Below are 26,185 nucleotides of genomic sequence, written 5' to 3' on the forward strand. Positions count from 1 at the left end.
TCGATGCCGCCGGCTCGTGCCCGCCCGGAAGGCGGGCATCTCGTCATTTCAGAGGTTGCTACGATGGTAATGGACATCAACGAGATTCGTGATTATCTGCCCCACCGGTACCCCTTCCTGCTGGTGGATCGGGTAACGGAGATTACCCTCGGCGAATCCATCGTCGCCTACAAGAATGTCAGCATCAACGAGCCGTTCTTCAATGGCCACTTCCCCCACCACCCGATCATGCCCGGCGTGCTGGTGATCGAGGCGCTGGCCCAGGCCTGCGGCATTCTCGGCTTCAAGACCGTCAACAAGCTGCCCGCCGACGGCTACGTCTACTACCTGGTCGGCAGCGACAACGTGCGCTTCAAGCGCCCGGTCATGCCGGGTGACCGGCTCCAGCTGCGCGCCGACGTGATCCGCGAGAAGCGCGGCATCTGGAAGTTTGCCTGCCAGGCCACCGTCGATGGCGAACTGGCCTGCGAGGCCGAGATCATCTGTGCCGAGAGGAAGGTCGCTTGATACATCCCACCGCGCTCATCGACCCCGCGGCGCGCCTCGCCGATGATGTCGAGGTGGGCCCCTTCTCGGTGATCGGCCCCGACGTCGAGATCGGGCCCGGCAGCCGGATCGGCCCCCATGTGGTGATCAAGGGGCCCACGGTGCTCGGGGCCCGCACCCGCATCTTCCAGTTCGCCTCGGTGGGCGAGGACTGCCAGGACAAGAAGTACGCCGGCGAGCCGACCCGCCTGGTCATGGGCGACGACAACGTCGTCCGCGAGGGGGTGACGCTGCATCGCGGTACCGTCCAGGACCGGGGCGAGACCACCATCGGTTCGCGCAACCTGTTCATGGCCTATGTCCACGTGGGCCACGACTGCGTGATCGGCAACGACTGCATCCTGGCCAACCAGGTGACCCTGGCCGGCCACGTCAAGCTGGGCGACTTCGCCATCCTCGGCGGACTCGCCGCGGTGCACCAGTTCTGCCACTTCGGCACCCACGCCATGGCCGGCGGTGGCTCCATCATCACCAAGGACACTCCCGCCTTCGTGATGATCAACGGCAACCCGGCCCAGGTCCACGGCCTCAACCTGGTGGGGCTCAAGCGCCGCGGCTTCTCCCGCGAGGCGCTCAAGGCGCTGGGCGAGGCCTACAAACTGGTCTACCGCCAGGGGCTCACCGTGGAGCAGGCGCTGGACGAGATTCGCATGCGCTTCGCGCTTGCCGAGACCGAGACCTTCGCCGCCTCCATCGAGGCCTCGACCCGCGGCATCATCCGCTAGCCATGGCCGCGGCCGAGCAACAGGCGCTGAAGCGGGTCTACCTGGTGGCCGGGGAGCTCTCCGGCGACATCCTCGGTGCCGGCCTGATGCGCGCCCTCAGGGCGCGCCATCCGGGGGTCGAGTTTCGCGGCATCGGCGGCCCGCGCATGATCGGCGAGGGCATCGACAGCCGTTTTCCCCTGGAGACCCTCTCGGTGATGGGCCTGGTGGAGGTGCTCAGGCACCTGCCCGGCCTGCTCCGGGTGCGGCGTACCCTGAAGGCCGATGCCCTGGCCTGGCGGCCCGACATCATGGTCGGCATCGACGCCCCGGACTTCAACCTGGGCCTGGAGCGGCAGCTGCGCGAGGCCGGCCTCACCACCGCCCACTACGTCAGCCCCTCCGTGTGGGCCTGGCGCCAGGGGCGGGTGAAGGGCATCGCGAAGTCCGTCGACGCCATGCTCACCTTCCTGCCCTTCGAGGCGGCCTTCTACGCCCGCCACCGCGTGCCGGTGGCCTTCGTCGGCCACCCGCTGGCCGACGAGCTGCCGCTGGTGACCGACCGGCTAGCCACCCGCGAGGCGCTGGGCCTGCCCACCGAGGGCGAGGTGCTGGCGCTGCTGCCCGGCTCCCGGGCCAACGAGATCCGCTTCCTGGGCGAGACCTTTCTCGCCGCTGCCGAAACGCTGTGTGCCGCCCGCCCGGGCCTGCGCATCGTGGTGCCGGCGGCCACCGCCCAGCGGCGCGCCGAACTCGAGAGGCTGCTGGAGGCCCATCCTGGGCTGGTGGAGCGGTTGACCCTGGTCGATGGCCAGGCCCGGGAGGCCATGGTGGCCAGCGACGCCGTGCTCCTCGCCTCGGGCACGGCGGCCCTGGAGGCGATGCTCTGCCATCGCCCGATGCTGGTGGCCTATCGCATGGCACCGACCACCCACTGGCTGGCCAGGCGCCTGGTGAAGACCGAGTGGATCTCGCTGCCCAACCTGATCGCCCGGGAGTCCCTGGTGCCGGAGCTGATCCAGGACGCGGCGACGCCCGAGGCCATCGCCGCCCGGCTCGGCGCGATGCTCGATGATGCCCCGGGCCGCGCCGCCCTGGAGGTGCGCTTCGCCGAGATGCACGAGGGCCTGCAGCGCGACGCCAGCCGCCGCGCGGCGGAGGCCATCGAGGCGCTGGTGGCCGGCCGGCCGCTGCCCGCGAGCGTCGCCCCCGAGCGGGCCGAGGAGACCGTGTCGTGACGCCGGGAAGGGGCAGCGAGCCGCCGCCGCTGGTGGTGAACTACCACGGCCAGCGCCTGGCCGGGGTCGACGAGGTGGGCCGCGGCCCCCTGGTGGGTGCGGTGGTGGCCGCGGCGGTGATCCTCGACCCGGCCCGGCCCATCGACGGCCTCACCGACTCCAAGGCGCTCAGCGCCAGGCGACGCGAGGCGCTCGACCTGGAGGTCCGCGAACGGGCGCTGGCCTTCGCCGTGGCCGAGGCCACGGCCGCCGAGGTGGATGAGCTCAACATCTACCACGCCACCCACCTGGCCATGCGCCGCGCCATCGATGCCCTGGTGCCCTCGGCCGAGTACCTGCTGGTGGACGGCAATCGCCTGCCCGGGCATCATGTCCCCGGCCAGGCGGTGGTCAAGGGCGACGCTCGCCACCCGGCCATCGCCGCCGCCTCGATCCTCGCCAAGGTGGCCCGGGATGCCCAGATGGCCGCGCTCGACGCCCGCCATCCCGACTACGGCTTCGCCCGCCACAAGGGCTACCCGACCCGCGAGCACCTGGCCGCCCTGGAGCGCCTGGGGCCGCTGCCGGAGCACCGCCGCTCCTTCGGCCCGGTCAAGCGCCAGCTGGCGCTGTTCTGATATTTTTCAAGCCCCGAGCCCTTTATGACCACGCCCTTCGTTCATCTCCGCGTCCACACCGAATACTCCCTGGTCGACGGCCTCGTGCGGCTCAAGCCGCTGGTCAAGGCCGCGGTGACACAGGGCACGCCGGCGCTGGCCGTCACCGACGAGGCCAACCTCTTCGGCCTGGTCAAGTTCTACAAGGCCGCCCAGGGCGCCGGCCTCAAGCCGATCATCGGTGCCGACCTGTGGCTCGCCAACCCCCACGACGAGGAGCACCCGTACCGGCTGACCCTGCTGGCCATGGACGCCGAGGGCTACCGCAACCTCACCGAGCTGATCTCCCGCGGCTGGGCCGAGGGGCAGCGGCAGGGCAGGGCGCTGCTCGACCGCGAGTGGGTGCTGGCGCAGAGCGGTGGGCTGATCGCCCTCTCCGGGGGGCGCGACGGCGAGATCGGCCGCCACCTGCTCACCGACCACCACGACGAGGCGCGCACACTGCTCGACGACTGGAATGCCGCCTTCCCGGGCCGCTTCTACCTGGAGCTGATCCGCACCGGCCGGCCCCTGGAGGAGGAGTGCGTCCACCTCTCCGTGGACCTGGCCGTGGAGACCGGCACCCCGGTGGTGGCCACCAACGACGTGCGGTTCCTCGCCAAGGAGGACTTCTGGGCCCACGAGACCCGCGTCGCCATCGGTGAGGGGCGGGCGCTGGACGACTCCCGTCGCGAGCGCAAGTACACCGAGGAGCAGTACTTCAAGAGTCCCGAGGAGATGGCCGAGCTGTTCTCGGACCTGCCCGAGGCGCTGGAGAACAGCGTGATGATCGCCGCGCGCTGCAGCGTCGACGTACGGCTCGGCGAGATCTTCCTGCCGGAGTTCGAGATCCCCGAGGGCATGACCCAGGACGAGTTCTTCCGCAAGGTCTCCCACGACGGCCTCACCGAGCGCCTCGACTTCCTCTTCCCGGCGGAGCGCTACCCCCGCGACGGGGCCGAGTTCGCCGAGATCGACAAGCGCTACCGGGAGCGGCTCGATTTCGAGCTCGATATCATCATCCAGATGGGCTTCCCCGGTTACTTCCTGATCGTGATGGACTTCATCCAGTGGGCCAAGGACAACGACGTCCCGGTGGGCCCGGGCCGCGGCTCCGGCGCCGGCTCGCTGGTGGCCTACGCCCAGAAGATCACCGACCTCGACCCCATCGGCTACGACCTGCTGTTCGAGCGCTTCCTCAACCCCGAGCGGGTCTCGATGCCCGACTTCGACGTCGACTTCTGCATGGAGAAGCGCGACCGGGTCATCGAGTACGTGGCCGACCGCTACGGCCGCAACGCCGTGTCGCAGATCGTCACCTTCGGCACCATGGCCGCCAAGGCGGTGGTGCGCGACGTGGCCCGCGCCCAGGGGCGCCCCTATTCCCTCGGCGACAAGCTCTCGAAGCTGATCCCCTTCGAGGTCGGCATGACCCTGGGCAAGGCCATCGAAGCGGAGCCGGCCCTCAAGGAGTTCGTCGAGGCCGACGAGGAGGCCGCCGAGATCTGGGAGATGGCGCTCAAGCTCGAGGGCATCACCCGTGGCACCGGCAAGCATGCCGGGGGCGTGGTGATCGCGCCCACCAAGCTCACCGACTTCTCGCCGCTGCTCTGCGACGAGGATGGCTCGGGGCTCGTCGTGCAGTTCGACAAGAACGACATCGAGGAGGCCGGGCTGGTCAAGTTCGACTTCCTGGGCCTGCGCACCCTGACCATCATCGACTGGGCGCTGGAGATGGTCGACAAGGTGCGCGCCGTGCAGGGCCAGGGGCCGCTGAATATCGACAGCATCCCGCTGGATGACGTCCCCACCTTCGAGATGCTCAAGCGCGCCGAGACCACGGCGGTGTTCCAGCTCGAATCCCGCGGCATGAAGGAGCTGATCAAGCGCCTGCTCCCCGACTCCCTGGACGACATGATCGCCCTGGTGGCGCTGTTCCGCCCCGGCCCGCTGCAGTCGGGCATGGTGGATGATTTCATCAACCGCAAGCACGGGCGGGCCGAGATCTCCTACCCGCACCCGGACTACCAGCACGAGCTGCTCAAGCCGGTGCTCGAGCCCACCTACGGCATCATCCTCTACCAGGAGCAGGTGATGCAGATCGCCCAGGTGATGGCGGGCTACACCCTGGGCCAGGCCGACATGCTGCGCCGTGCCATGGGCAAGAAGAAGCCCGAGGAGATGGCCAAGCAGCGCGCCGGCTTCATGGAGGGCTGCGCGGCCAACGGCATCGACAAGGACCTGGCGGGCAACATCTTCGACCTGGTGGAGAAGTTCGCCGGCTACGGCTTCAACAAGTCGCACTCGGCGGCCTATGCCCTGGTCTCGTACCAGACCGCCTGGCTGAAGGCCCACTACCCCGGCCCCTTCATGGCGGCGGTGATGTCCACCGAGATGGACAATCTCGACAAGGTGGTGCCGCTGATCGAGGAGTGCCGCCACCTCGGCCTGACCGTGACCCCGCCGGACGTCAACGTCGGCGAGTACAAGTTCAGCGTGGATACCGAGGGGCGCGTGGTCTACGGCCTCGGCGCCATCCGCGGCGTTGGCGAGGGCCCCATCGGCGCCATCGTCGAGGCGAGGGCGGCGGACGGACCCTTCGCGGACCTCTTCGACTTCTGCCGCCGGGTCGACCCCAGGCGCATGAACAAGCGCACCCTGGAGGCGCTGATCCGCTCGGGGGCCCTGGACACCCTCGGCCCCAACCGCGCGGTGCTGGCCGCGGCCCTGGACGATGCCCTGAAGGCTGCCGCCCAGACCCAGACCAACCAGAACCTGGGCATGATCGACATGTTCGGCGAGGCCTTCGTCGACGAGGCGGAGAGCGATGCCTACGCCGGCTATCTCGGGGCGCGGGAGTGGACCGACAAGGAGCGCCTCGCCGGCGAGAAGGAGACCCTCGGCCTCTATCTGACCGGCCATCCTATCGACGAGTACGAGGGCGAGCTTGCGCGCTTCGTCTCGACGCGCATCGCCGACCTCAAGCCCTCCCGGGAGCCCCAGCGCGTGGCGGGCCTGGTGGTCGGCCTGCGCACCATGAAGTCCAAGCGCGGCGACACCATGGCCTTCATCACCCTGGACGACCGCACCGGGCGCATCGAGGCATCGCTGTTCGGCGAGCTCTTCGATCAGCTGCGCGGCCAGATCGAGGCCGACCAGGTGCTGATCGTCGAGGGGGAGGTCTCCTCCGACGACTACTCCGGCGGCCTGCGCCTGCGCGGCAAGGAGGTCACCCCCATGGTGGCGGCGCGCACCCGCTTCGGCCAGGCGGTGGAGCTCTCCCTGGATGGCGCGGCCATCAACGGCCGGCTGGTCGACTCCCTGCGGGCGAGCCTCGACCCGTACCGCGATCCCGAGGGGCTGCCGGTGCGGCTGCGCTATCGCAACGCCGAGGCCACCGGCTGGCTGGAGCTCGGTGCGGCCTGGAAGGTCTCGCCCAGCGACGAGCTGCTGATCGGCCTGCGCGAGGTGCAGGGCCAGGACGGGGTGCGGCTGAAATACCGCTGAGCATGGGGCGGGGCTTGTGGTTCCTCATCGTCCTCCACAGCACGAGACGGGTCTTGCCCGGCGACAGGCCTGATCGGGGGCGCTGTGAACCCCTCCCTGGGCGCTACTGACGCCATCCCTGGCGTAGGACCCCCTCCAGGCCTGTCCCCGGCGCCCCTCAGCAAAGGCGCTCCAGCCTTGCGCCGCCTTGCGCCGCACGTTGAGGGTGCGATAATGCCAGCCACTTCCCATTTTTCGCGCCGCCCGCCACGGGCCGGGCGGTGAAACACCACAAGGCCTCCCGCCAATGAATCCCAACTATCTCGACTTCGAACAGCCCATTGCCGAGCTCCAGGCCAAGATCGAGGAGCTGCGCCTGGTCGGCAACGACAGCCAGGTCAACCTCAGCGACGAGATCGGCCGCCTCGAGGAGAAGAGCCGCAAGCTCACCGAGTCCATCTTCAAGGACCTCACCCCCTGGCAGGTTTCCCAGCTCTCCCGCCATCCCCAGCGGCCCTACACCCTCGACTACCTGGAGCACGTCTTCACCGACTTCGACGAGCTTCACGGCGATCGCCACTTCGCCGATGACGCCGCCATCGTCGGCGGCGTGGCGCGCCTGGACGACCGTCCGGTGATGGTGATCGGCCACCAGAAGGGGCGCGAGGTGAAGGAGAAGGTGCGCCGCAACTTCGGCATGCCGCGCCCGGAGGGCTACCGCAAGGCCTGCCGCCTGATGGAGATGGCCGAGCGCTTCAGGATGCCGGTATTGACCTTCATCGACACCCCCGGGGCCTATCCGGGCATCGACGCCGAGGAGCGCGGCCAGTCCGAGGCGATTGCCTACAACCTGGCGGTGATGTCGCGCCTGCGCACGCCTATCGTCGCCACCGTGGTGGGCGAGGGGGGCTCCGGCGGGGCCCTGGCGATCGGCGTCTGCGACGAGCTGGCCATGCTGCAGTACTCCACCTACTCGGTGATCTCCCCCGAGGGCTGCGCCTCCATCCTGTGGAAGAGCGCCGAGAAGGCCTCCGATGCGGCCCAGGCGATGGGCATCACCGCCGAGCGCCTCAAGGAGCTGGGCCTGGTCGATACCCTGATCCCGGAACCCCTGGGCGGCGCCCACCGCCAGCCGGTCACCACCGCCGAGCGAGTCAGGGAGGCGCTGCTGGCCAGCCTCGAACGCCTCGAGGCGATGGACATGGAGAGCCTGCTGGCGCGTCGCTATGAGCGCCTGATGAGCTACGGGGCGCCTGTTTGAGGGCCTTTCTGCGCTCGGTCATACGGCGTTAAAAATCGGCTGGTGCGCCAGCCCGGTCAAGATGCTCATTTACTAAAGTAAACTCGAGCGCGAGCCCGGTCCGTCTTCGCCGATTTTTGCCTTGACTACGCGTCCCGGTCTGACCATCACTCGAAGCGGCCCCGCTGGTCGGGAGAGGGCTCGATGTCTCTTCAATCCTCAATCGAACGCGCCCTGGCGGAGACCCCGCCAGGGCGCGTCGTCTGGCTGGCCCTTTCCGGCGGCCTGGACTCCACGCTGCTGCTGGCGCTGGCCGCCGAGGCGTGCCGCCGCCATCCCCGCCCGCTCCACGCTCTCCACGTCCATCACGGCCTGCAGGCCGCCGCCGACGGTTTCGAGCGTCACTGTCGCCGGCTCTGCTCGCGGCTCGGGGTGCCGCTGTTCGTCGAGCGGGTTGCGGTGGACCCGGGCGCGGGGCAGGGCCTGGAGGGGGCGGCGCGGGAAGCGCGCTACGCCGCCTTCGCCCGGCGTGTCCTGCCCGGCGAGACGCTGTGGCTGGCCCAGCATCGCGACGACCAGGCCGAGACCTTCCTGCTGGCGGCCCTGCGCGGCAGCGGCGTGACGGGCCTGGCCGGCATGCCGCCGGTGCGGACCTGGCGCGACAGGGCGCTGGCGCGACCGCTGCTGGCGCACTCCCGGGCCGCGCTCGAGGCCGAGGCCGGCCGTCGCGGCCTCGCCTGGGTGGAGGATCCCTCCAACCGCGACCAGGCCCTGGACCGCAACTTCCTGCGCCGTGCGGTGCTGCCGCTGCTGGCGAGCCGCTGGCCCCACGCCGGCGAGGCGCTGTCGCGCAGTGCCGCCCTGGCCGGTGAGGCCGAGGGGCTGCTCGGCGACCTCGCCGAGCTCGACCTCGCCCGCCTCGGCGGTGACCCCGCCCGGCTGCCGGCGGCGGGGCTGTCGGCGCTGACGCCCGCCCGCCAGCGGCTGCTGGTGCGCCACGCCTGTGGCCGGCTGGGTCTGCCGACCCCGCCGGCGAGGCGCCTGGAGACGCTGCTGGCGCAGCTCGGCGCCCGGCAGGACGCCCGGACGCGGGTGGCCTGGCCCGGCGCCGAGGCGCGGGTGTGGCGGGGCCACCTCTACCTGCTGGCGCCTCCGGTGGAGTTGCCGACGAGGTGGCGGGCGGCGTGGGATGGCCGCATGCCGCTGGCCACCCCGCTGGGCGAGTGCCGGCTGCGGCTGGTGGCGGAAGGGGAGCCGGCGGTCGGTTCGTTGACGGTGGTGCCTCGCCGGGGCGGCGAACGGCTGATGCTGGCCGGGCGCGGCAGCCGCGATCTCAAGCGGCTGCTGCAGGAGACCGACGTGCCGCCCTGGGTGCGCGACCGGCTGCTGGTGGTGTGGCAGGGCGAGCGGGTCGTGGCGCTGCTCGACCCGCAGGGGCCGCGCTGGCTGGCCTGCGCCGAGGGCTGGCGGGCCCTTTCGCCGTCGCGCTGAGGGTCAGTCGGCGACCAGCTCCAGGGGCAGGCCGGCGGCCTTCTGGTAGGCCACCTCCTGCTCCAGGTCGGTGACCAGCAGGGTCGCCTCGTCACCGGACTCGAGCCGCAGGCGCAGCGTCTCGCCCCGGGCCTCGAGCCGCGGCGGGGCGAGCGGCTGCTCGGGGCGGGTATGGTTCAGCAGCACCGCCAGGCGCAGCAGCCGGGCCAGGCGGGCATGGGAGCCCTGCTCCGAGTCGGGCAGGGCCTGCCACTCCTTGAGCGGGAACTTGCGCCGGTGGGCGCGCACCAGGAAGGCCAGCAGGCGCTGTTCCGGGCGCGAGAAGCCGGCCAGGTCGGAATGCTCCAGCAGGTAGGCGCCGTGGCGATGGAACTGGCTGTGGGAGATCGCCAGGCCGATCTCGTGGAGCCGGGCCCCCCAGGCCAGGAAGCGTGCCTGGTCGTCGTCCAGCCGCCACGCCTCGCGGACCTGCTCGAAGAGGGCGATGGCCGTCTCGGCCACGTTGGCGGCCTGTCGGCCATCCACCCCGTAGCAGCGCTCCAGGCTCTCCACGCTCTTCAGGCGAGAGTCCTCCGGACTGTTGCGCCCCACCATGTCATAGAGCACCCCCTCGCGCAGGGCCCCGTCGGCGTAGCGCATGCGCTCGAGCTCGAAGGCCTCGAAGACGGCGCAGAGTACCGCGATGCCGGCGGGAAAGACCCTGGCGCGGTCGGGCTTGAGCCCCTCCAGGGCGACCCGGTCGAGCCGCTTGCACTTGATCAGCCGCTCGCGCAGGGCGGCCAGGCCCTCCCGGGTGATGACTCCCTCCGGCGCCCCGCCCGCGGCATGGATCACCGCGGCGGCCGCCTTGATGGTGCCGCTGGAGCCGACCGGATCCTCCCAGCCCAGCTCGCGGTACTGGCGGCGGATGTTGGCCAGCTCCGAGAGGGCGGCCAGCTCCGCGCGGCGGAAGCGCTTCTCGCTGATCTCGCCCTCGGGGAAGAAGCGTCCCGTGAAGGTGACGCAGCCCATGCGCAGGCTCTCCAGGGCCAGCGGTTCGAAGCGTTCGCCGATGATGAACTCCGTCGAGCCGCCGCCGATGTCGACGATCAGCCGCCGACCGTCCTCGGCCAGGGCGTGGGCGGCGCCCAGGTAGATCAGGCGCGCCTCCTCGCGGCCGGCGATGATCTCGATACGGCAGCCCAGCAGCGCCTCGGCGCGGTCGATCAGCGCCTGGCTGTTGGCGGCGTCGCGCAGGGCATTGGTCCCCACCACCCGCAGGTGGCCGGGGTCGATATCGGAGAGGTAGGGGGCGAAGCGCTCCAGGCAGGCCAGGGCCCGTGCCATGGTGGCCTCCTCCAGCACGCCGTCCTCGTCCAGGCCCGCGGCCAGCTGGACCTTCTCCCCCTGGCGGGCCACCACCTGCAGCCGGTTCTCCTGGTAGTTGGCGACCAGCAGGTGGAAGCTGTTGGAGCCCAGGTCGATGGCGGCCAGGCGCCGGGGGGCGGGCGCGTCGGCAGGGGGGGTGTCAGCGGCGGCGTGGCCGGGGGCCGGGTCCAGTGGCGAGGTCATGGCGAGTCCTTGGAGTATGCTGGGTGAAAGGTTGCGGTCCGCCCGGGTCCGTGTCAATTGCCGCGGCCATGGCAGGGCTTGCGTTTGGCAGCGGCCTTGACTAGTATCGGGGCGTTCGCCTGTTCCGAATGCTTCCCGACCGTTCCACGGCGATCCCGTCTCGGTCATTTCCAAGTCGTCAGACAGCCCACTGCTCTCAGCGTCGATGCCGGCCGATTGCCGACTCCGCTGATCAGGCGAAAGTGAAACCCGCACCCTCGACTCCCGACTCGGCCCGGCTGCCCCCTGTGGTGGTTCCCCCATGGCCATGGGATGCACATGACGAGTGGCGGCCTCCCCGGGCTCTGAACGCACCCCACGCGGCGTTATCGTCTCGCCTCCCGCCACACGCGGCGTACCGACGCCCGGCTTCCACGAGCAATCTCTGAACACACCGATGAATCTTACCGACCTCAAGCAAAAGCCCGTGCCGGACCTCCTGGAGATCGCCCGCGAGATGGGCATCGACAACCTGGCGCGCTCCCGCAAGCAGGACATCATCTTCGCCATCCTCAAGAAGCACGCCAAGAGCGGCGAGGACATCTACGGCGATGGCGTGCTGGAGATCCTGCAGGACGGGTTCGGCTTCCTGCGCAGCGCCGACAGCTCCTACCTGGCCGGCCCCGACGACATCTACGTCTCTCCCTCGCAGATCCGCCGCTTCAACCTGCGCAAGGGCGACTCCATTTCCGGCAAGATTCGACCGCCCAAGGAGGGCGAGCGCTACTTCGCGTTGCTCAAGGTCAGTCAGATCAACTTCGACAAGCCGGAGAACGCCAAGCACAAGATCCTCTTCGAGAACCTCACGCCGCTGTTCCCCCAGGAGCGGCTGCGCATGGAGATCGGCAACGGCTCCACCGAGGACCTCACCGCGCGGATCATCGACCTGGTCGCGCCCATCGGCAAGGGCCAGCGCGGCCTGCTGGTCTCGCCCCCCAAGGCGGGCAAGACGCTGATGCTGCAGAATATCGCTACCTCGATCACCCGCAACAATCCCGAGTGCCACCTGATCGTGCTGCTGATCGACGAGCGCCCGGAGGAGGTGACCGAGATGTCGCGCACGGTGCGCGGCGAGGTGGTGGCCTCGACCTTCGACGAGCCGCCGGCGCGCCATGTGCAGGTCGCCGAGATGGTGATCGAGAAGGCCAAGCGCCTGGTGGAGCACAAGAAGGACGTGGTGATCCTGCTCGACTCCATCACCCGCCTGGCGCGCGCCTACAACACCGTGGTGCCGAGCTCCGGCAAGGTGCTGACCGGCGGTGTCGACGCCCATGCCCTGGAGAAGCCCAAGCGCTTCTTCGGCGCGGCGCGCAACATCGAGGAGGGCGGCAGCCTGACCATCATCGCCACGGCGCTGGTGGACACCGGCTCCAAGATGGACGAGGTGATCTTCGAGGAGTTCAAGGGCACCGGCAACATGGAGGCGCACCTGGACCGCAAGCTTGCCGAGCGTCGCGTCTACCCGGCCATCAACATCCGTCGCAGCGGCACCCGCCGCGAGGACCTGATCGCCTCCGAGGACGAGATGCAGCGCATGTGGATCCTGCGCAAGCTGCTCAACCCCATGGAGGACACCGCGGCCACCGAGTTCCTGATCGATCGCCTCAAGGATACCAAGACCAACATCGAGTTCTTCGAGGCCATGAAGCGTCGTTGAGGCGAGCCCGCCGCGACTAGGGCGCAGGAAAGCTGTGCAATAGTTGTACGGGGAATCGAGGGGCAGCATGTTATGCTGCCCCTTTCGTCGTACTGCAACCGGGAAATCCGAATGAAGTACAAGGACCTGCGGGAGTTCATCGCCGTCCTGGAGGCCCAGGGCGAGCTCAAGCGCATCACCGCCGAGGTGGATCCCTACCTCGAGATCACCGAGATCTGCGACCGCACCCTGCGTGCCGGCGGGCCCGCGCTGCTGTTCGAGAACGTCAAGGGCCACGACATGCCGCTGCTCGGCAACCTCTTCGGCACGCCGAAGCGGGTCGCCATGGGCATGGGCCAGGATTCCGTCGCCGCCCTGCGCGAGGTGGGCGAGCTGCTCGCCTTCCTCAAGGAGCCCGAGCCCCCGAAGGGCTTCCGTGATGCCTGGGACAAGCTGCCGATCTTCAAGCAGGTGATGAGCATGGGGCCGAAGACGGTGCGCTCGGCGCCGGTCCAGGCGCTCGTCTATGAGGGCGACGAGGTCGACCTCGACCGCCTGCCGATCCAGCACTGCTGGCCCGGCGACGCCGCGCCGCTGGTCACCTGGCCGCTGGTGATCACCCGCGGCCCCCACAAGAAGCGCCAGAACCTGGGCATCTACCGCCAGCAGAAGCTCTCCAGGAATTGCCTGATCATGCGCTGGCTCTCCCACCGCGGCGGGGCGCTGGACTTCCTGGAGTTCCAGAAGGCCCATCCCGGCGAGCCCTTCCCGGTGGCGGTGGCGCTGGGCGCCGATCCCGCCACCATCCTCGGCGCGGTGACCCCGGTGCCGGACTCGCTCTCCGAGTACGCCTTCGCCGGGCTGCTGCGCGGCTCGCGCACGGAGCTGGTCAAGTGCGGCCATGCCGATCTGGAAGTGCCTGCGTCAGCAGAAATCATCCTGGAAGGCTTCATCTACCCGGACGACATGGCGCCGGAGGGGCCCTACGGCGACCACACCGGCTACTACAACGAGATCGACCACTTCCCGGTGTTCACGGTGACGCGCATGACCATGCGCGAGAACGCCATCTACCACTCCACCTATACCGGTCGCCCGCCCGACGAGCCGGCGATCCTCGGCCTCGCCCTCAACGAGGTGTTCGTGCCGATCCTGCGCAAGCAGTTTCCCGAGATCGTCGACTTCTACCTGCCCCCGGAGGGCTGCTCCTACCGCATGGCGGTGGTGACCATGAAGAAGCAGTACCCGGGCCACGCCAAGCGAGTGATGATGGGCGTGTGGAGCTTCCTGCGCCAGTTCATGTACACCAAGTTCGTGGTGGTGCTCGACGACGACGTCAGCGCCCGCGACTGGGAGGACGTGATCTGGGCCATCACCACGCGCATGGACCCGGCCCGGGACACCGTGATGGTGGAGAACACGCCCATCGACTACCTGGACTTCGCCTCCCCGGTGGCGGGGCTCGGCTCCAAGATGGGCCTGGATGCCACCAGCAAGTGGCCCGGCGAGACCGACCGGGAGTGGGGCACGCCCATCGTCATGGACGAGGCCGTGAAGGCCCGCGTCAGCGAACGCTGGCACGAGCTGGGCATCGAACTCCCCGACAACACACCCTGACAACGCATGAGGCACTCATGACCCCAAGGACCCTGACCTGCCTGGTCACCGAGGTCGAGGATCTCACCCCGGACGTCTTCCGTGTCCAGCTGGAGGGCCGGCCCGAGGCCGTGGCCCACGCCCCCGGGCAGTACCTGGAACTCAGGCTCGACGACGAGACCTGGGTGCCCTTCTCCATCGCCAACGCCCACGGCGGTGACGGCATGATCGAGCTGCACATCCAGCACTGGCCCGAGCGGGAGAACTCCGCCCGCCTGCGCGAGCTGGTCCAGGTGGCCGAACGGCTGACCCTGCGCCTGCCCGGCGGCGACTGCGTGCTGGACCCGGACAGCCGCCGTCCGCTGCTGCTGATCGCCGCCGGCACCGGCTTCGCCCAGATGAAGGCGATCGTCGAGGCGGCGCTGCACGAGGATCCCGAGCGGCAGGTCGACCTGTGGTGGGCGGCCCGGGAGCGTCGCGACCTCTACCTGGAGTGGCTGCCCCGGGAGTGGGCGGAGGGGCATGCCCATTTCCGCTTCCATGCGGTGAGCGAGGTTGCCCCCGAGGCCCCGGTCGACGGCGAGCGGGTCCGCGGCCACCGTGGGCGCATCGACCAGGCCCTGGCCGCGGCGCTCGACGATGTCTCGGGCCATGACGTATACCTTTCCGGCTCGCCGGGCATGGTCTACGCCTGCGTGGACGTGCTGGCGTCGCTGGGGCTCTCCCCCTCGCGGGTCTTCTCCGATGTCTTCGCCTATGCCCCCCGGGACCCCATCGTGCCCACCGCCGGCAGCCTGGTCCGGGAGGCCCGCTCATGAGCGCCTCGCCGATCCTGATCACCGGCGGCGCCCAGCGGCTGGGTCGCCACTGTGCCGAGCGCCTGCGGGACGACGGCCACCCGGTGATCATCAGCTACCGCCGTGAGCGCCCCGAGCTCGAGGCGCTGCGCGAGCGCGGCATCGTCACCCTGCCGGCCGACTTCTCCAGCGAGGCGGGGATCCTCGACTTCCTCGCGCGCCTCAAGGCCGAGACGTCGTCGCTGCGGGCCATCGTCCACAACGCCAGCGACTGGGCCCCGGACTCCAGCGGGGCAGAGGCGGGGGCCAACTTCGAACGGCTGTTCCGGGTGCACATGCTGGCGCCCTACCTGATCAACCTGCATGCCCGCGAGCTGCTCGAGGCGTGCAGCGAACCCCAGCGTGACATCGTGCACATGACCGACTACGTGGTGCAGAAGGGCTCGCGCAAGCATGCCGCCTATGCCGCCAGCAAGGCGGGGCTGGCCAACCTGACCCTGTCGTTCGCCGCCATGTACGCCCCGACGATCCAGGTCAACGCCATCGCCCCCGCGCTGATCATGCTCAACGAGGGCGATGACGAGGCCTATGCCGAGAAGGCCTGCGCCAAGTCGGCCATGGAGATGATTCCCGGCCCGGGAGTGATCTACCAGAGCCTGCGCTACCTGCTCGACAACCGCTACGTCACCGGGGTGACCCTGCCCGTGGACGGTGGCCGGCACCTGCGCTAGGGGCTCGTCGCCCACGACAACCCTCCTGTGATCGGCATCAGGCTGCCGGTGGACGGCGGCAGGCTGATGCGCTGAGCGCCGCCATGTGCGACATCCTGGCCCGGCGGGCCCGGTCGCTGGCGCGGCGCATCTCGGCTAGAATGGCCGGGCAACCGGCAAGACACCCTGACAGCAAAACCCTCGGAGAAGGAGCAACCCATGGCGGGACACGACGAGAACTTCAAGGATGACAGCGGCCTGCTGGCCGTGGTCCTGGGCCTGGCGGTGCTGGTGGGCATGAGCGCCCTGCCGGCCACCATCGGCTGGGTGCAGGTCTTCAGCGGCTGATCGGCGCGGCCTTCGGCGCACTTGCCAGCTCCTGCCCGATACGGCACGATGTTCGCAAGACTCAGGAGATGACCATGACCGCATTCGCCATCGACTCCCTTCACCATCGCGCTGCCGCGCGTGGGGTCGTGGTGTCCGCCTGCGGTCGCCGGGGCTGGTATGGCTACTTTATGACCGGTGTGCCGGCGGCCATGTCCTGAGCAGCAGACGAGACATCGCCGAGAGGCACGCCCCACCCGGGTCGCCTCCCCACAGAACCCCCGGAAGGCGTCCCGCCCCGGGGGTTCTGCGTTTCCGGCCAGTCGATTCACCCGCACCTCAAGATGACAGACAGGAGAGGCACCATGACCGCAGCCATCGCCCATCGCCCGCTGACCGGCTTCACCGGCTATTACGGCTATTGGCGATTTAGCGAGCTGCGGTCGTGCCAGTGCGCCACCTCCGACCGTAGCGCCATCGGTGGCACCCGATCGACACGATGTATCCCCGCTATCCGGAGTTGACGCCATGAATGCTTCCCTCGCCACCGCCCTGGCCCGCACCGAGCCGGACGCCGCTCCCCGGCCCACCGCCCACCTGCCCCTGCCCACCCCCGGAGAGCTGCGCCGTGCCCTGCCCCTGGAGGAGGGCACGGCCCGCCAGGTCGAGGGTCAGCGCCAGGCGATCCGTGACATCCTCGCCGGTCGCGACGACCGGCTGCTGGTGGTCGTTGGCCCCTGCTCGATCCACGACCCCGAGGCGGCCCTGGAGTATGCCCGTCGCCTCGCCGAGCTGGCGCCGCGCGTCTCGGACCGGATGCTGCCGGTGATGCGGGTCTACGTGGAGAAGCCGCGCACCACCGTGGGCTGGAAGGGGCTCGCCTATGACCCCGGCCTGGATGGTTCGGGCGACATGGCCCGCGGCCTCGAGGTGTCGCGGCGGCTGATGCGCGACGTGGCCGCGCTGGGCCTGCCGGTGGCCACCGAGCTGCTGCAGCCGATGCTGGCGCCCTACCTGGAGGACCTGCTGGCCTGGGTCGCCATCGGCGCGCGCACCACCGAATCCCAGCTGCATCGCGAACTGGCCAGCGGCCTCGACGCGGTGGTGGGCTTCAAGAACGCCACCGGCGGTGATATCGGCGTGGCGCTGGACGCCATGCGGGCCGCGGCCCATCCCCACCAGCACTTCGGCCTCGACGCCACGGGCCGTCCGGTGGTGCAGCACACCCCCGGCAACGCCCATACTCACCTGGTGCTGCGCGGCGGCCACGGCGAGCCCAACTACCAGGCCGTTCACGTGCAGGCGGCACGCCGCGCCCTCGAGGAGGCCGGGCTCACGCCGCGGCTGATGGTCGACTGCAGCCACGCCAATGCCCGCAAGGATCACCGTCGCCAGAGCGAGGTGCTGCTGGACGTGCTGGCCCAGCGCCTGGCCGGGGAGGGGGCGCTCGCCGGCCTGATGATCGAGAGCCAGCTGCACGAGGGCAGGCAGCCCCTGGAGCCTGGTCGGCTGCGCCACGGGGTCTCGGTGACCGACGCCTGCATCGGCTGGGAGACCACCGAGCACCTGCTGCTGAGCGCCGCCGAGCGGCTGAGGTAGCGCAGTAACTACCGGCGTGAGGAGCGCCGGGGGCAGGTCTGGAGGGGGTCCTACGCCAGGGATGGCGTCGGTAGCGCCCAGGGAGGGGTTCACAGCGCCCCCGAACAGGCCTGCCGCCGGAGGCTCCGTGGTACTGGCCACCTGGTTAGCCCTGTACCCAAGGGGAGGGAGTCGGGATAATCACCTCGATTTCCGACTCGCCACCCAGGAGGCCCCATGCCGTTCCAGTTCGAAGACCACGACCCCGAGACCTACCGCCGCAAGGGCCGCTTCATCAGCCTGGCCATGGCCGGCCAGCTGATCGTCTTCGGGCTGGTCTTCTCGCAGCTGCTGCAGGCCCTCTTCGACGGCGGCTTCTGGCTCAACGTGGTGGGGGTGCTGCTCGGGCTGGTGGCCACCAGCCTGGTGTTCGCCGTGCTCCGCGAACGCCCCTGGATGACCGAGATGCGCTACGTCTGGCAGCTCAAGCACCATCTCTCACGGGTCAGCGGCTACCTGCCGGCCCTGCGCCGGGGCATGGAGGAGGACAACGACACCGCCCTGGCGGTGATGGCCTTCTACCACCAGGGCATGGCCCAGCTGGCCGAGCTCAACGGCCGTACCCTGGACGACGATGCCGAACTCCTCGCCGAGCGCCAGAAGGTGCGCCTGGCCCGCCAGGCGCGCGGCCTGCCCGAGCGCGTCGAGGGCTTCGACCCCCATGACCTGGCCGCCTTCAAGCGCGGCTGATCAGGCCCGGGCGGCGTAGGCGTAAAGCAGCGTCTCCTGGGCGCTGATCGGCGCGGCGTCCCCGGGGGTTTGCTTGACGTAGGTGCCGTCCGCCTGGAGGCGCCAGCTCTGGCAGTTGTCCACCAGGTAGGTCTCCAGGTCCTTGCGCACCCGGGCGGCCAGCTTGCGATCGCGTAGCGGGAAGCAGGTCTCGACCCGGTGGAACATGTTGCGGGACATGAAGTCGGCGCTGGAGCCCCACACCTCGGGCTTGCCGTTGTTATGGAAGTAGAAGACCCGGGTGTGCTCCAGGAAGCGGCCGATGATCGAGCGCACGCGGATGGTCTCCGAGACGCCCGGCACGCCGGGCCGCAGGCAGCACATGCCGCGGATGATCAGGTCGCACTCCACGCCGGCGCGGGAGGCGCGATAGAGGGCCTGGATCAGCTTGGGCTCGGTCACCGAGTTGCACTTGATGATCAGGTGGGCACGATGCCCACGACGAGCGTGCTCCGCCTCGCGGTCGATCATCGCCACCATCCGCTCGTGGAGCGTGAAGGGGGCGTGCAGCAGGGTCTCGATGTGCCGGGCGCGGCCCATCCCCGACAGCTGCTGGAACACCTGGTGGACGTCCTCGCAGAGCACCTCGTCGGCGGTCAGCAGGCTGTAGTCGGTGTAGAGCTTGGCCGTCCGGGAGTGGTAGTTGCCGGTGCCCAGGTGGGCGTAGTGGCTCAGCCGCCCCCTCTCGCGGCGCACGATGTGCACCATCTTGGCGTGGGTCTTGTAGGCCATCACCCCGTAGATGACGATGGCCCCGGCTTCCTGAAGGCGCGAGGCCAGCGCCAGGTTGTCGGCCTCGTCGAAGCGCGCACGCAGCTCGATGACCACCGTCACCTCCTTGCCGCCGCGCGCCGCCTCCACCAGTGAGTTGACGATCGGCGAGTCCGCGCCGGTGCGGTAGAGGGTCTGCTTGATGGCCAGCACCGAGGGGTCGCGGGCCGCCTCGGCGAGCAGCTCCTCCACCGGGGCGAAGGACTGGAAGGGGTGGTGCAGCAGGATGTCGCCGGCGGCGATGGCATCGAACAGGCTGCCGCCCTTCTTGAGGTTCTTCGGCAGCCCCGGGGTGAACGGACGATAGACGAGATCCGGGCGTTCCACCTCGGCGATCAGCGACATCATTCGGGTCAGGTTGACCGGCCCGTTGACCCGGTAGAGGTCCTCCTGCCCCAGGGCGAACTCCCTGAGCAGGAAGCCGGCCAGCTCGTCGGGGCAGGTGTCGACCACCTCCAGGCGCACGCCGCTGCCGTAGCGGCGTGCCAGCAGTTCACCGCGCAGCGCCGAGGCCAGGTCGGAGACCTCCTCCGGGTCGACGGTCATGTCGGCGTTGCGGGTCAGCCGGAACTGGTAGCAGCCGCGCACCGTCATCCCCGGGAAGAGCTCCTCGGCGTGGGCGTGGATCATCGAGGAGAGGAACACCGCCTCCTTGAAGCCCGCCTCGCACAGCTCGGGCGGCAGGCTGATCACCCGGGGCAGCGAGCGCGGCGCCGGCAGGATGGCCAGCCCCCCCTCGCGGCCGAAGGCGTCCTTGCCCTCGAGCTGGACAATGAAGTTGAGGCTCTTGTTGACCAGCCGGGGAAAGGGGTGCGAGGGGTCCAGGCCGATGGGGCTGATCACCGGCATGATCTCGTCATCGAAGTACTCGCGCACCCAGTCGCGCTGGGCGTCGGTCCACTCGCTGCGCCGCCGGAAGCGCAGCCCCTTCTCCTTCAGGGCCGGCAGCAGTATCTCGTTGAGGATGCGGTACTGGCGCTCGATCTGCTCGTGGGCGATCTGCGAGATCTCGCCGAGCACCGAGCTCGGCGAGCGGCCGTCGAAGCCGGTGGCATCGTCCCCCAGGGCCACCCGGTGCTTGAGGCCGGCCACCCGGATCTCGAAGAACTCGTCCAGGTTGGAGGAGAAGATCAGCAGGAACATCAGCCGGTTGAGCAGCGGATGGGCCTCATCCAGGGCCTGTTCCAGCACCCGGATGTTGAACTGCAGGTGCGAGAGCTCGCGGTTGAAGTAGAGCGACGGGTCGCTCAGGTCGGCCTCGGCCTCGGGCAGGGCCTTGGGCTTGATGCCCGTGCGCGTCTGGTTGAGGCGCGGTGCGGGGAGCTCGGCCGGCGCCTCCTCCCCCCGGGCGGCCGGCCCGCTGTCGGCCGGGGCGGGGGAGGTGGGGGCCGAAGGGGGGCGGGGACTGCGGTCTTCCATGGTCACTCTCTCGATGGCAGGAGGCTCGACGGGATGCAGGAAGGGCGCGCAGTCCCGTTCGTCACTTCGCGAGCAGCCGGGCTGCCCGCTTGGCAAAGTAGGTCAGCACGCCATCGGCACCGGCGCGCTTGAAGCAGAGCAGCGACTCGAGGATCACGCTGTCGGCCTCCAGCCAGCCGTTCTCGAAGGCCGCCATGTGCATGGCGTACTCGCCGCTGACCTGGTAGGCGTAGGTGGGCACCCGGAGCTCGTCCTTCACCCGGCGCACCACGTCGAGGTAGGGCATGCCCGGCTTGATCATCACCATGTCGGCGCCCTCGGCCAGGTCCAGTGCCACCTCGTGCAGCGCCTCGTCGCCGTTGGCCGGGTCCATCTGGTAGGTGCGCTTGTCCGCCTTGCCCAGATTGGCGGCAGAGCCCACGGCATCGCGGAACGGGCCGTAGTAGCGCGAGGCATACTTGGCGCTATAGGCCATGATGCGGGTGTTGATCAGATGCTCCTGCTCCAGCACCCGACGGATCTCGCCGATGCGGCCATCCATCATGTCCGAGGGGGCCACCACGTCGGCGCCGGCCTCGGCGTGGGAGAGCGCCTGCTTGAGCAGGGTCTCCACGGTGCGGTCGTTGAGCACGTAGCCCTGCTCGTCGATGATCCCATCCTGGCCGTGGCTGGTGTAGGGGTCCAGCGCCACGTCGGTGATGATGCCGAGCTCGGGCAAGGCCTCCTTGAGGGCCCGCACGCTGCGCTGGACGAGTCCCGAGGCGCTGTAGGCCTCCTCGGCCAGCTCGCTCTTCAGCGAGGCGTCGACCACCGGGAACAGGGCCAGGGCGGGGATGCCCAGCGCGACGGCCTCGCGGGCCTCCTCGATCAGCAGGTCCAGCGACAGCCGTTCGACGCCGGGCATCGAGGGCACGGCCTCGCGCTGTCCCTCGCCCTCCAGCACGAACACCGGCCAGATGAGGTCGGCCGGGGTCAGGGTGTTCTCCTGCATCAGGCGGCGCGAGAAGTCGTCGCGACGCATGCGACGCAGGCGGGTCGCGGGAAACTGGCGTGTGGTCATGAAGCTCAAGGGTTATCTCCAGCGGTGGACGCCGCCACGGGGGCAGTGTGGCGGCCGATGATGACAGACGCATGACAGCGGTACTCGGCTGACTCCGAGTATATCAGCGCCTCCGTGCGCCGAAAGTCTCGCCTTGTCGCACCCGGGCGATGGCTCTAGAGTGATGGGTTCGATCAGTGGTCCTGCCCGGCGGCAGGCGGATACCTTCAAGGAGACAGGCATGAGCAAACAGGTGGCGGTCATCCTCTCGGGCTGTGGCGTCTATGATGGCTCCGAGATCTACGAGACCACCCTGACCCTGCTGCGGCTGGACCAGCTCGGCATCGGCTATCGCTGCTTCGCCCCGGACATCGACCAGCTCCATGTCATCGACCATCGCAGCGGCGAGGTGGCCGAGGGCGAGGCCCGCAACGTGCTCACCGAGTCCGCCCGCCTGGCCCGCGGGGAGATCTCGACCCTGACCGAGCTCGAGGCCGACGACTTCGATGCGGTGATCCTGCCCGGCGGCTTCGGTGCCGCCAAGAACCTCTCGAATTTCGCCGAGGCCGGCGCCGACATGCGGGTGCATGAACCCCTGGCCGAGGTGCTCAAGGCGTTCCGCGAGCAGCGCAAGCCCATCGGCCTGATGTGCATCGCGCCGGTGATGGTGCCGCGCCTGCTCGGCGACGGCATCGCGGTGACCGTGGGCCACGACCCGGGGGTCTCCGGCGCCATCAGCGCCATGGGGGGGCTGCATCGCAGCTGTGGCGTGGAGGAGATCGTGGTGGACTTCGAGAATCGCGTGGTGACCACCCCCGCCTACATGCTGGCGACCCGCATCAGCGAGGCCGCCACCGGCATCTTCAAGCTTGTCGACCGCATCGACGAGCTGATGGATCTGTAAGCGCCGAGCAGCAACCGCCAAGCGCCTAGCCTGTCGGCAGGTGGCTCGGTAGCCAATGAGAAACCCCGCTGGGAATGCGTCCTGGCGGGGTTTCTTGGTTGATGTCCGCTTCGGTCTTCACCTCATCCTGCGGCGCTCGGCGCTATTCGCCGTCCTCTGCCTCGCGCCGTTGCTGCTTGCGTCGTGCCAGGCGACCGAACAGCAGGCCCACCTCGTAGAGCAGGTACATGGGCACCGCCAGCAGGCTCTGGGAGATCACGTCCGGCGGGGTGAGCAGCATGCCCACCACGAAGCAGCCGAGGATGATGTAGGGCCGCTTCTTCGACAGGCTCTCCACGGTGGTGGCGCCCGAAGCGATCAGCAGGAAGGTGGCGATGGGGATCTCGAAGGCCACGCCGAAGGCGAAGAACAGCTTGAGGACGAAGTTCAGGTAGGCGTTGATGTCGGTCATCACCGCCACGTTCTCGGGCCCGGTCTGGGTGAAGAACTGGAACAGCAGCGGGAAGACCACGTAGTAGGCGAAGGCGGCCCCGGCGTAGAAGAGCATCACGCTGGAGGCCAGTATCGGCAGCGCCAGCGCCTTCTCGTTGTCGTAGAGGCCCGGGGCGACGAAGGCCCAGGCCTGGTGCAGCACGTAGGGCACGGCGATGAAGACCGCCACCACCAGGGTCAGCTTGAAGGGGGCCAGGAACGGCGAGGCCACCTCGGTGGCGATCATCTGGGAGCCTTCCGGCAGCAGCGCCATCAGCGGCTGGGCCACGAAGGTATAGATGTCGTTGGCGAAGGCATAGAGGCCGAGGAAGATCACCAGGATCGCCACCACGGCTCTCAGCAGTCGCGAGCGCAGTTCGATCAGGTGTTCTATCAGCGGGGCCTGGGGCTGTTCCGGGGCGTCACCGGTCTTGCTCATCGTGAGGAAGCGTCCTTGTCGGCAACGGAGGGCTCGGGGCCTTCATCGGCCCCCTGATCCAGTCGGGCCCGGGCGAGGGCGTCATCCAGGCGCTGCTCGGGCGGTGCGCTCTCACGGGGGGCGGCATCCTGGCGCGTGGCATCGCCGTCACCCGCACGGGAGGTGCCGCGGGCGCTGTCGCCCGGCGAGTCGTCCTCGGCGATGCTCTCCACCCCGCGCTTGACCTGGCGGACGCTCTCGTCGAGCTTCTGCTGCTGCTCGTTGAGCTTCTGGCGCAGCTCCTCGGCCTCCAGCTGGGCGCTGATCTCGCGCTGCATGCCGGAGACGCTGCGCTTGATCTTGCCGATCCACAGCCCGAGGGTGCGCGCCGCCTTGGGCAGCCGCTCGGGGCCAAGCACCAGCAGGCCGACCACACCGATGAACAGCAGTTCTAGGAAGCCGATGTCGAACATGGCGGCTTACTTGCGCTCTTCCTGTTCCTCGGGTTTCCGCTCGGCCTGGACGTCGTAGGTGTTGGTCTCGTCCTCTTGGCTGACGCGGGCCTGGGGCTCCTCCGTCTTCTCCTCGCCCTTCTCCTCCTCGTTCATGGCCTTCTTGAAGCCCTTCACGGCGCCGCCCAGGTCGGTGCCGACGTTGCGCAGCTTCTTGGTGCCGAAGACCAGGATGATGATGCCGAGTACGATCAGCAGCTGCCAGATACTGATACCACCTAACATGTGTGCTTCCTCTGATTGGGGTTCCGGCGCATCCGGAACGGCCAGTGATCTTGTATGTGGTGATCTATTGCGGCCTCGCGGCCTTCTCGTCGTGTCCCGAGACGCCGAAGCGGCGCGCCAGCTCGTCGAGCACGTCGCGATGGTCGAGGTCGAGATGTGACAGCATCACCAGGCTATGAAACCACAGGTCTGCCGTTTCGGCGATCAACGCTTGCCGCTCGGCCTCTCCCCCGTGCTCGGCGTCCTTGGCCGCCAGCAGGGTCTCGGTGGCTTCCTCGCCCACCTTCTCGAGTATCTTGTTCAGGCCCTTGTGATGCAAGGCGGCCACGTAGGAATCCTGCGGTGCCGCCTGGCGGCGTTGATCCAGGACAGCTTGCAGACGGTCGAGAATATCGCTCATGGCTGAAGGTTCCGTTGCAGTGGGGCGAGGGGCTCGGCATCAGTGCCAGGCCAGCAGCAGCAGGCCGAGGGCGGCGGCGACCAGCACCGGCCATGGCTGTCCGCCGGCCCACCCGGCTAGCGGCTGCCAGGCGGCGGCCAGGGCCACCAGCAGCAGCCCCAGGCGCAGCCGACGGCTGCGGCGGCCCTGGCGTGTCAGCTGCTGGTGAATGCCGGCGACGGCCGCGCTCTGGCGACGCTGCTGGCGCTGGTCCTGCTCGGCCTGGGCGAGGGCCCGGTGGGCCAGCGCCGGCAGCTCGGGGAGCTGCCGCGAGAGCTCCGGGGCCTGGCGCTTCAGGGATTCCCAGAAGCCCAGGGCGCCGGCCCGTTCCTTCATCCAGCGCTCCAGGAAGGGCTTGGCGGTCTTCCACAGGTCGAGGTCCGGATAGAGCTGGCGGCCCAGCCCCTCGATGTTGAGCAGGGTCTTCTGCAGCAGCACCAGCTGGGGCTGCACCTCCATATCGAAGCGCCGCGCCGTCTGGAACAGGCCCAGCAGCACCTGGCCGAAGGAGATGTCCTTGAGGGGCTTCTCGAGGATCGGCTCGCACACCGTGCGGATCGCCGCGGCAAACTCGTTGGCCCGGGTATGCTCGCCGACCCAGCCCGACTCGATGTGCAGGGCCGCCACCTCGTAGTAGTCCTGGTGGAAGAAGGCCAGCAGGTTGCGGGCCAGGTAGTCCTGGTCCTCGCGGGTCAGGCTGCCGACGATGCCGCAGTCGATGGCGATGTACTGGGGGTCGTGGGGGTGCTCCCGGGCAACGAAGATGTTGCCCGGGTGCATGTCGGCATGGAAGAAGTTGTCCCGGAACACCTGGGTGAAGAAGATCTCCACGCCGCGTTCGGCGAGCTTCTTCAGGTCGGTGCCCTGGGCCTGCAGGGCCGCCACGTCGGCCACCGGCACGCCGTAGATGCGCTCCTGGACCATGACCCGCTGGCGGGTCAGCTCCCAGTGGATCGCCGGCACGTAGAGCAGCGGCGAGTCCTTGAAGTTGCGCTTGAGCTGGGAGGTGTTGGCGGCCTCCTTGTGCAGGTCGAGCTCGTCGAACAGCGTCGCCTCGTAGTCGCGCACCACCTCCACCGGGCGCAGCCGTCGCGCCTCGGGCACCAGCGTCAGGATGCGGGCGAAGCGGTACATCAGCGCCATGTCCTGGCGCATCACCCGCTCGATGCCGGGTCGGATGATCTTGACCACCACCTCCTCGCCGGTATGCAGCCGGGCGCCGTGCACCTGGGCGATGGAGGCCGAGGCGAGCGGGTCGGCGTCGAAGCGGGCGAAGGCCAGCGCCACCGGCATGCCGAGCTCCGACTCGACCACGGCGCGGGCCTCGGGGCCGGGGAAGGGTGGCACCTGGTCCTGGAGCCGCTTGAGCTCGTCGGCGATGTCCTCGGGCAGCAGGTCGCGGCGGGTGGAGAGCACCTGGCCGAACTTGACGAAGATCGGGCCCAGGGCCTCCAGCGCCAGGCGCAGCCGCGCCCCGCGGGAACGCTCGCCGATGGGGACCAGGCGCAGCGGCGAGAGCCGGAACAGCGTCCGCAGCGCCCAGGGCAGCCGCTCCAGCGGCAGCAGGGTGTCGAGCCGGAAGCGGGTGATCACCCAGACGATACGCAGCAGCCGCAGCAGCATC

The 26,185-nt window shown here is 69.3% G+C and carries 24 protein-coding genes; 16 read left to right on the plus strand and 8 right to left on the minus strand.

From position 1 onward, the window contains the following. The first annotated feature begins 63 nt into the window (after nucleotides 1–63). The 7 genes from fabZ to tilS all read left to right on the plus strand — a co-directional run bounded on the left by fabZ (nucleotide 64) and on the right by tilS (nucleotide 9,340). A complete protein-coding gene (gene fabZ / locus NFC98_RS02275; RefSeq protein WP_254276562.1) occupies nucleotides 64–507 on the plus strand; it encodes a 3-hydroxyacyl-ACP dehydratase FabZ in 444 nt (147 codons plus the stop codon). Then, entirely contained in the window at nucleotides 504–1,271 is a 768-nt protein-coding gene (lpxA, locus tag NFC98_RS02280; protein WP_254276563.1) for an acyl-ACP--UDP-N-acetylglucosamine O-acyltransferase, read from the plus strand. Before fabZ ends, lpxA begins: the two co-directional genes overlap by 4 nt. Nucleotides 1,272–1,273: 2 nt before the next feature. After that, nucleotides 1,274–2,488: a lipid-A-disaccharide synthase gene (lpxB, locus tag NFC98_RS02285; RefSeq protein WP_254276564.1), complete on the plus strand. Its 1,215-nt coding sequence runs from the start codon at nucleotides 1,274–1,276 to the stop codon at nucleotides 2,486–2,488. Then, nucleotides 2,485–3,105, plus strand: coding sequence for a ribonuclease HII (gene rnhB, locus NFC98_RS02290; RefSeq protein WP_254276565.1), 621 nt, complete (start codon nucleotides 2,485–2,487; stop codon nucleotides 3,103–3,105). Before lpxB ends, rnhB begins: the two co-directional genes overlap by 4 nt. A 24-nt stretch (nucleotides 3,106–3,129) precedes the next feature. After that, nucleotides 3,130–6,630 (plus strand): DNA polymerase III subunit alpha, encoded by a 3,501-nt coding sequence (gene dnaE, locus NFC98_RS02295; protein WP_254276566.1) that lies wholly within the window; start codon nucleotides 3,130–3,132, stop codon nucleotides 6,628–6,630. 286 nt (nucleotides 6,631–6,916) lie between these two features. Next, nucleotides 6,917–7,870: an acetyl-CoA carboxylase carboxyl transferase subunit alpha gene (gene accA / locus NFC98_RS02300; RefSeq protein WP_254276567.1), complete on the plus strand. Its 954-nt coding sequence runs from the start codon at nucleotides 6,917–6,919 to the stop codon at nucleotides 7,868–7,870. Nucleotides 7,871–8,053: 183 nt separating this feature from the next. Further along, on the plus strand, nucleotides 8,054–9,340 hold the full coding sequence (tilS, locus tag NFC98_RS02305) for a tRNA lysidine(34) synthetase TilS (protein ID WP_254276568.1): 1,287 nt from the start codon (nucleotides 8,054–8,056) through the stop codon (nucleotides 9,338–9,340). 3 nt (nucleotides 9,341–9,343) lie between these two features. Here the strand turns inward: tilS and ppx are convergent, their stop codons facing one another. Beyond that, nucleotides 9,344–10,891 carry an exopolyphosphatase gene (gene ppx / locus NFC98_RS02310; RefSeq protein WP_254276569.1) on the minus strand — a complete coding sequence of 516 codons (1,548 nt, stop codon included), beginning with the start codon at nucleotides 10,889–10,891 and terminating at the stop codon, nucleotides 9,344–9,346. 436 nt (nucleotides 10,892–11,327) lie between these two features. Here ppx and rho point away from each other — a divergent pair, with 436 nt between their 5' ends. From rho to NFC98_RS02340, 8 genes are all read left to right on the plus strand, one after another. Continuing rightward, nucleotides 11,328–12,587: a transcription termination factor Rho gene (rho, locus tag NFC98_RS02315; protein WP_183330729.1), complete on the plus strand. Its 1,260-nt coding sequence runs from the start codon at nucleotides 11,328–11,330 to the stop codon at nucleotides 12,585–12,587. A 111-nt stretch (nucleotides 12,588–12,698) separates the two neighbouring features. Further along, nucleotides 12,699–14,183 carry a 4-hydroxy-3-polyprenylbenzoate decarboxylase gene (ubiD, locus tag NFC98_RS02320; protein ID WP_254276570.1) on the plus strand — a complete coding sequence of 495 codons (1,485 nt, stop codon included), beginning with the start codon at nucleotides 12,699–12,701 and terminating at the stop codon, nucleotides 14,181–14,183. A gap of 17 nt (nucleotides 14,184–14,200) precedes the next feature. Next, nucleotides 14,201–14,980: an NAD(P)H-flavin reductase gene (locus tag NFC98_RS02325; RefSeq protein WP_254276571.1), complete on the plus strand. Its 780-nt coding sequence runs from the start codon at nucleotides 14,201–14,203 to the stop codon at nucleotides 14,978–14,980. Further along, nucleotides 14,977–15,690: a dihydromonapterin reductase gene (gene folM / locus NFC98_RS02330; RefSeq protein WP_254276572.1), complete on the plus strand. Its 714-nt coding sequence runs from the start codon at nucleotides 14,977–14,979 to the stop codon at nucleotides 15,688–15,690. The genes NFC98_RS02325 and folM overlap by 4 nt, the downstream gene beginning before the upstream one ends. A 198-nt stretch (nucleotides 15,691–15,888) precedes the next feature. Beyond that, nucleotides 15,889–16,017 (plus strand): hypothetical protein, encoded by a 129-nt coding sequence (locus tag NFC98_RS17970; RefSeq protein WP_281379245.1) that lies wholly within the window; start codon nucleotides 15,889–15,891, stop codon nucleotides 16,015–16,017. Between the two features lie 74 nt (nucleotides 16,018–16,091). After that, nucleotides 16,092–16,217, plus strand: coding sequence for a hypothetical protein (locus tag NFC98_RS17975; protein ID WP_302055091.1), 126 nt, complete (start codon nucleotides 16,092–16,094; stop codon nucleotides 16,215–16,217). A gap of 307 nt (nucleotides 16,218–16,524) precedes the next feature. Next, complete coding sequence (locus NFC98_RS02335; RefSeq protein WP_254276573.1) at nucleotides 16,525–17,595, plus strand: 3-deoxy-7-phosphoheptulonate synthase; 1,071 nt, start codon at nucleotides 16,525–16,527, stop codon at nucleotides 17,593–17,595. Nucleotides 17,596–17,811: 216 nt separating this feature from the next. Then, the gene (locus tag NFC98_RS02340; RefSeq protein ID WP_254276574.1) at nucleotides 17,812–18,324 is read left to right on the plus strand and encodes a DUF3087 family protein; all 513 of its coding nucleotides are present in this window, start codon (nucleotides 17,812–17,814) and stop codon (nucleotides 18,322–18,324) included. Here NFC98_RS02340 and ppk1 read toward each other — a convergent pair whose 3' ends face one another. Further along, on the minus strand, nucleotides 18,325–20,553 hold the full coding sequence (gene ppk1 / locus NFC98_RS02345; protein ID WP_254276575.1) for a polyphosphate kinase 1: 2,229 nt from the start codon (nucleotides 20,551–20,553) through the stop codon (nucleotides 18,325–18,327). A gap of 61 nt (nucleotides 20,554–20,614) precedes the next feature. After that, nucleotides 20,615–21,622 (minus strand): porphobilinogen synthase, encoded by a 1,008-nt coding sequence (gene hemB / locus NFC98_RS02350; RefSeq protein ID WP_254276576.1) that lies wholly within the window; start codon nucleotides 21,620–21,622, stop codon nucleotides 20,615–20,617. Nucleotides 21,623–21,833: 211 nt separating this feature from the next. On the opposite strand from hemB, the gene elbB reads away from it, so the two are divergent. Then, complete coding sequence (elbB, locus tag NFC98_RS02355) at nucleotides 21,834–22,496, plus strand: isoprenoid biosynthesis glyoxalase ElbB (protein ID WP_254276577.1); 663 nt, start codon at nucleotides 21,834–21,836, stop codon at nucleotides 22,494–22,496. Nucleotides 22,497–22,638: 142 nt separating this feature from the next. Here elbB and tatC read toward each other — a convergent pair whose 3' ends face one another. The 5 genes from tatC to ubiB all read right to left on the minus strand — a co-directional run bounded on the left by tatC (nucleotide 22,639) and on the right by ubiB (nucleotide 26,184). After that, complete coding sequence (gene tatC, locus NFC98_RS02360) at nucleotides 22,639–23,406, minus strand: twin-arginine translocase subunit TatC (protein WP_254276578.1); 768 nt, start codon at nucleotides 23,404–23,406, stop codon at nucleotides 22,639–22,641. Then, nucleotides 23,403–23,858: a Sec-independent protein translocase protein TatB gene (gene tatB, locus NFC98_RS02365; RefSeq protein WP_254276579.1), complete on the minus strand. Its 456-nt coding sequence runs from the start codon at nucleotides 23,856–23,858 to the stop codon at nucleotides 23,403–23,405. Before tatB ends, tatC begins: the two co-directional genes overlap by 4 nt. 6 nt (nucleotides 23,859–23,864) lie before the next feature. Next, nucleotides 23,865–24,122: a Sec-independent protein translocase subunit TatA gene (gene tatA / locus NFC98_RS02370; RefSeq protein ID WP_254276580.1), complete on the minus strand. Its 258-nt coding sequence runs from the start codon at nucleotides 24,120–24,122 to the stop codon at nucleotides 23,865–23,867. A gap of 64 nt (nucleotides 24,123–24,186) precedes the next feature. Next, nucleotides 24,187–24,522, minus strand: coding sequence for a phosphoribosyl-ATP diphosphatase (locus NFC98_RS02375; RefSeq protein ID WP_254276581.1), 336 nt, complete (start codon nucleotides 24,520–24,522; stop codon nucleotides 24,187–24,189). A gap of 39 nt (nucleotides 24,523–24,561) precedes the next feature. Beyond that, nucleotides 24,562–26,184, minus strand: coding sequence for a ubiquinone biosynthesis regulatory protein kinase UbiB (gene ubiB, locus NFC98_RS02380; protein WP_254277763.1), 1,623 nt, complete (start codon nucleotides 26,182–26,184; stop codon nucleotides 24,562–24,564). Nucleotide 26,185 lies beyond the last annotated feature (1 nt).

Source organism: Halomonas sp. 3H (assembly GCF_024206005.1).
Taxonomy (GTDB): domain Bacteria; phylum Pseudomonadota; class Gammaproteobacteria; order Pseudomonadales; family Halomonadaceae; genus Halomonas; species Halomonas campaniensis.